4 protein-coding genes are annotated in these 4,757 nt (G+C 70.4%); all 4 read right to left on the reverse strand.

Annotated features, from left to right (window positions below):
- Positions 1 to 1,194 (reverse strand): type IV secretory system conjugative DNA transfer family protein (locus ACHFGS_RS04610; protein ID WP_394289213.1); only part of this gene is annotated, 1,194 nt, incomplete at its 3' end.
- Positions 1,191 to 2,822 (reverse strand): hypothetical protein, encoded by a 1,632-nt coding sequence (locus ACHFGS_RS04615; protein ID WP_005053888.1) that lies wholly within the window; start codon positions 2,820 to 2,822, stop codon positions 1,191 to 1,193. The genes ACHFGS_RS04615 and ACHFGS_RS04610, both read right to left, overlap by 4 nt.
- On the reverse strand, positions 2,822 to 4,336 hold the full coding sequence (locus ACHFGS_RS04620; protein WP_005053891.1) for an SCO6880 family protein: 1,515 nt from the start codon (positions 4,334 to 4,336) through the stop codon (positions 2,822 to 2,824). The genes ACHFGS_RS04615 and ACHFGS_RS04620 overlap by 1 nt, the downstream gene beginning before the upstream one ends.
- Positions 4,308 to 4,586 (reverse strand): hypothetical protein, encoded by a 279-nt coding sequence (locus tag ACHFGS_RS04625; protein ID WP_394289214.1) that lies wholly within the window; start codon positions 4,584 to 4,586, stop codon positions 4,308 to 4,310. The genes ACHFGS_RS04620 and ACHFGS_RS04625 overlap by 29 nt, the downstream gene beginning before the upstream one ends.
- Positions 4,587 to 4,757 lie beyond the last annotated feature (171 nt).

Here is a 4,757-nt window from a genome sequence, read left to right on the forward strand (position 1 = left end):
TGACTCCTCCACCACGGCGACCGTCAGCGCCGTCACGAGCGGGCCGGCGGTTCCGCGACCTTCCTTGGAGAGCGAGTACAGCGTGCCGCCGTCACGCACGAACGCGGCCGGGTCGAACTGCGGGCGCAGATCGGGCTCACCCTGCGGGTTCACCCACGCGGCTACCTGGCGGTTGGTCAGGCACGACGCCATTTGCTGCGCCGTGCCGTAGATGCCGCCGCGCTGCTTCTCCGGGGCGGTGATGACACCGCGCACCTGGTCGGCCGTCAGGTCGTACCCACCGCGACGGAGGATGCCGATCGGCTCCTCCTCCGTGGGGCGCGTCAGCCACCCGTAGACGTCCGTGATCGGCCGCGAGTCGAGCGCGGCCGCGAGCAGGAGCCCCGCAAGGAGATCCTGCCCCGCGGGGTCGAAGTAGGCATCCGTCTTGGCTCCGGGGTCGCGGGAACCGGAGGCGAAGTGATCGGCCAGCTTGGCCGCGCGCACCTCGTCGGTGACGTAGCTGAGCGGGTTCCACCACCACGTAGGGTTCTCGAGCGCGATCCCCTGGGGATCGAACACCCAGACCGGGCCGGCCTCCGCTCGCACGTCGCGCGTCGCGTCGACCACATCGCGCTTGTTCGACGTCACGAGAACGCCCCCAGGAGCTTCCAGGATGGCCGGCACCGCCCGAGAGGTCGTCTTACCGGTGCGCGGCCCCCAGATGTCGATGTGCATGTCCTCCCAGGTGCCGTAGAGCGGCATCTGACCGAGCGTCTTACCGATCGGCACACCGAGGGAGCCGGTGACGCCGAGGCGGGTCGCCTGAGCCTGCGCGTTGCGCTTGCTCAGACCCTCGACGTCCTTCCCCCGGCCCATGTACGAGCTGGCCCGGTCGACGCGAGTCCGTCCCTTCCGGTAGCGGACAACGCCGATGATCGCGAGCACCACGAGCGCGAGGACGATCGCCAACAGGACGATGACGATCCACGTCGCGGATGCCGGCCACGGCACCCGCCCCATGACGACGCCGAGCGTGAACGCGAACGGGTCGCTCGGCAGCTCGACACCGGTCCCGTCGAGCTGGTGGCCGAGGCGCACCGCGACGTTGAGGACGACGATCGCCGCGACCACGCCGCCGATGCCGACGAGCAGCATCATCGTCTCCGCGCCGAAGCCGCCGGGATCGCGGCGGCGGTTGTTCGGAGTGCTCATGACGACACCCGCTCCTCGTGCTCCTCGACCAGCTCCTCGACGACGTGCAGCGCGCGCCGTCCGGTGCGGGACTGTTCGTACCACCGCTGATTCGTGTCGCGGATCGAGCGCTCAGCCTCCGTCAATCGAACCTCGACCGGGATACCCGGCCGAGTGCCGACCTTGACGAGGAACTTCCCGCGGCCGGGAGGGTCGACCTCGCGGCCCGACGCGGCATCCCAGGCGGGCGGGTCCTGCCAGCCGGTCAGAAGCTCTTGCTCGGCCTCCGAGAACGGGATGACCGTCGTCAGCTCCGGCATTTCCGTGTACGGCAGGCCCGCGCACATCACCATGCCGGCGCGCTCGACGAAGCCCTTCGCCTTCAACCGGTCCTCCTCTGGGAGGGCGCTGAGGTCGGCCATCGTGTGCGAAATCATGGCCGTGCCGACACCCACCTGACGGTTCAGGCGGGTGAGGAAGTCGACGCGATCGACGATGCCGTTACCGGCGCGCAGCGCACGCCACAGCTCGTCCATGATGACGAAGTAGTGCCGGCGCGGTTCCAGGCCGGCATCCGCGAGGACGTTCGCGATGTTCACCGTCGCGAATCCGTTCGACCAGCAGGCGAGCAGGGTCGCCGCGCGCAGGTCGCCCTCAGCCTCACCGATGGCCGAAATGTCGTAGACCACGGGACGGTCGAGGCGCATTGGGTTGTCGGTCGGCTGGGAGAACATTTCGCCCAGGCGGCCACCGCGGGAGAGGCTGATAAGCGACGCTTCCAGCCCGCGCGTGATCCGCTGATACTCGGCAAAGTCGCCGCGGTCGACGGCCACCAGGCGCAGCTCCTCCGGCCCTTGCTGCACGACGTTCAGCAGGTCGCCCAGCACCGGCACGCCGTCGAAGTTCCGATCGAGGTAGCGCAGCGCCTGGTCGACGATGGATTCCTCGACGTCGCTCGGAGCCGACTTGCGGAGGATCGTCAGCAGGGACGACACCATAGCCAGGCGGCGGCCGTGGGCGTCCTCCAAGACCTCGCCGGCCTCCTTCGGGAAACCGGCCTCAGTGAGCCGCTTCGCGGCGTCCTTCGCCTCGCCGGGGTCGAGCACGTTCAGGTGCCCGCGGCCACGGCCGAGGGTGATGACCTGGCCGCCGAGCGCGCGAATGACCTCCACGTAGTCGGGTCGAAGATCGCCCAGCACGAGCGGCTGCACGCCGTAGCCGGCGAGGCCGATCGCCATCCGGGCGACGGCGGTCGACTTCCCGAGGCCCGGCTTGCCGAGCACGAACAGCGACGGGTTGCTGATGAGCTTCGCGCGCTGGAACCACGAAATCGGGTCGCAGCAGAGCGTCGCCCCGGTGTGAATGTGGCGGCCCAGCGGGACGCCCACCATCGGCGTGCCGGCACCGATCGAGTACGGCCACAGGCCGCACACCTGCACGGTCGTGCCGCGCCACTCGGCGGGCGGCTGGATGAAGTTCGACATGCCGCCGCCGGGGCCGCTGTAGCCCCGAGACGTCAGCGCGCCGGCCGACGTCGACGAGCCGGCGTCGGTGTTCTTCCGGCCGCTGCGCACGAACAGCAGCGCGCCCACGATGACGATCACGACGAGCCCGCCGAGGACGGCGAGAGCAATCAGGTCAGCACTCATCAGACACGCTCCCTCAGCGCCGCGGGGACGGCAACGTGCTTGCTCAGCACGAGGCCCAGGGGCAGCGCGGCGGCGAATGCGCTGTCCTGTGATCCGTAGACCGGCCGGAGCCGGAGGCGAGCGGTCGCCCCGAGGTTGTCGACCGCGGCGCGCGCGTCGGCCTCCTTGGCCGGGTCGATCACCGTCGCGGTGACGAGGATTCCGAAGTTCACCAGGCCCGCGCCCGATGCCTCCTCAGATTCCGTCGCCTGAGCCGAGCGCAGCGCGAGCGAGTCACGCGCCGCCGGCTTCCGGGTCGAGGTCGCCTTGAACTCCGCAGCTCGCACGTCCGACTGCACGAGCGATGCCGCCCGCGCCGGGTCGATCGGCTTGTAGAGCAGCGTCACGCGCTTACGGGCGATATCCCGGTGCGGAGCCAGCAGGCGGGCGAGGACGCCCGACTGCACGAGCCCGCGGGGCGCTTGCGTCATCGCCCAGGTGACCGACTTGGCCGAGTCGTGACGGTAGCCGTCCCATCCGGCCTGAGCGGCCGTCGGGCCGACGTCGCTCCACCGGAGGTCGGGCACGTCACCGTCCGCGTGCGCGTCGTCGATCAGCGTCGCAGCCGCCGGGTCGTAGGCGACCCGGATCGTCTCGCACAGCTCTTGGGCCGACAGCGGGTGCGCTGCACCCGCGCCCGTCGCCTGCAATCCGGCCGTCAGGCCGGGCAGACGAGCCGCGAGCTCGCGGGCCATTTCGTCGGGCTTCCGGGGCTTAGCGCCCTTCCGCGGCGCGGCGGCGAACGTCAGCGAGACGTACGCCTTCACCGTCGACGAACCAGCCGGGTAGCTCAGCACGACCTCACCCAGCATCGCCTTGGCGAAGTCCGGGCCGTCGGGGTCGGTGTTCGTCTCGACCTCGCGGCGCAGGCGGCGACCCGAGTCGGGAGCCGTTTCGATCGTCACCGCGGCGGCTTCCATGTTTGGCTCATCACCGAGGTTGCGCAGCCAGTGGCCCCAGTCGGCCACCCACAGGTCGACTTGCTCCTGGTCGACCAGCGCCGCGCCGTCAGGCTCGGTGCCGATCACGATCGAGTACGTCTTAGCGTGCGGTGAGTAGATCATCGCGAACGGCCGGGCGTAGGAGTCCTCGTGCTCGGAGAGCTGAGTCTGAGCACCGAGGCCGGGGAGCTGATTCGTTCCCCAGTCGGCACGGCCCAGCGGGCCGGAGCGGTAGATGTTCGCCTTCCGCCGCTTCGTCGACGTCCACGCGACGCGGTTCGCCGTGCGGGAAAGCACGCTGCGCCCGTCGCCGTCGCGAATCGTCAGCAGCAGGATCAGACCGCCGAACACGGCGGCCGTGATGAAGGCGTTGAGGATATTCGTCGTCATCAGGACGACGATCACGATCAGCAGTGCGACGAACATCAGACCCGTGCCGACCGTGCCGAGCCCGAGGAGGCCCGGCGACGTCGGCTGACGCCAGTTCCCGTATGTGCGAACGCCTCTACGGCTCGTTGTGTCTGCGGTTGCCATCAGCTCTCGCTCCCTTCACCTGTTGCCTGGTTACCAATGTCTCGGGCGGCCCCAGCGGCCGCCTGTCCTGCTTCTTTCGCAGCGCCAATCGCGACGCCGGCCGCCATACCGATCGGCCCGCCAGCGGCGCCGGCCGCTGCACCCGCAGCAGCTCCACCACCGGCAGCAGCTCCACCGGCCGCAGCGCCGCCCGCGGCAGCTCCACCGCCCGCAGACGCCGCAGCAGCGCCCGTGCCGCCACCAGCAGCACCCGAGGACGCCGCGGCCCCTGTAGTGGCCCCACCGCCGCCAGCCGGACAGCACCGCCTCCGGGCAGGAGGGAGCACCGACTCCTCCTCTAGGCATGCGGGGAAGGGACGTCCGCTGCCGCCGGCGCCACCCAGGCACGCCGGAGGCCGCTGCCGGCAGCGGTGAAGGGAGA

It is taken from the genome of Microbacterium sp. (assembly GCF_043427715.1).
In the GTDB taxonomy this organism is placed as follows: domain Bacteria; phylum Actinomycetota; class Actinomycetes; order Actinomycetales; family Microbacteriaceae; genus Microbacterium.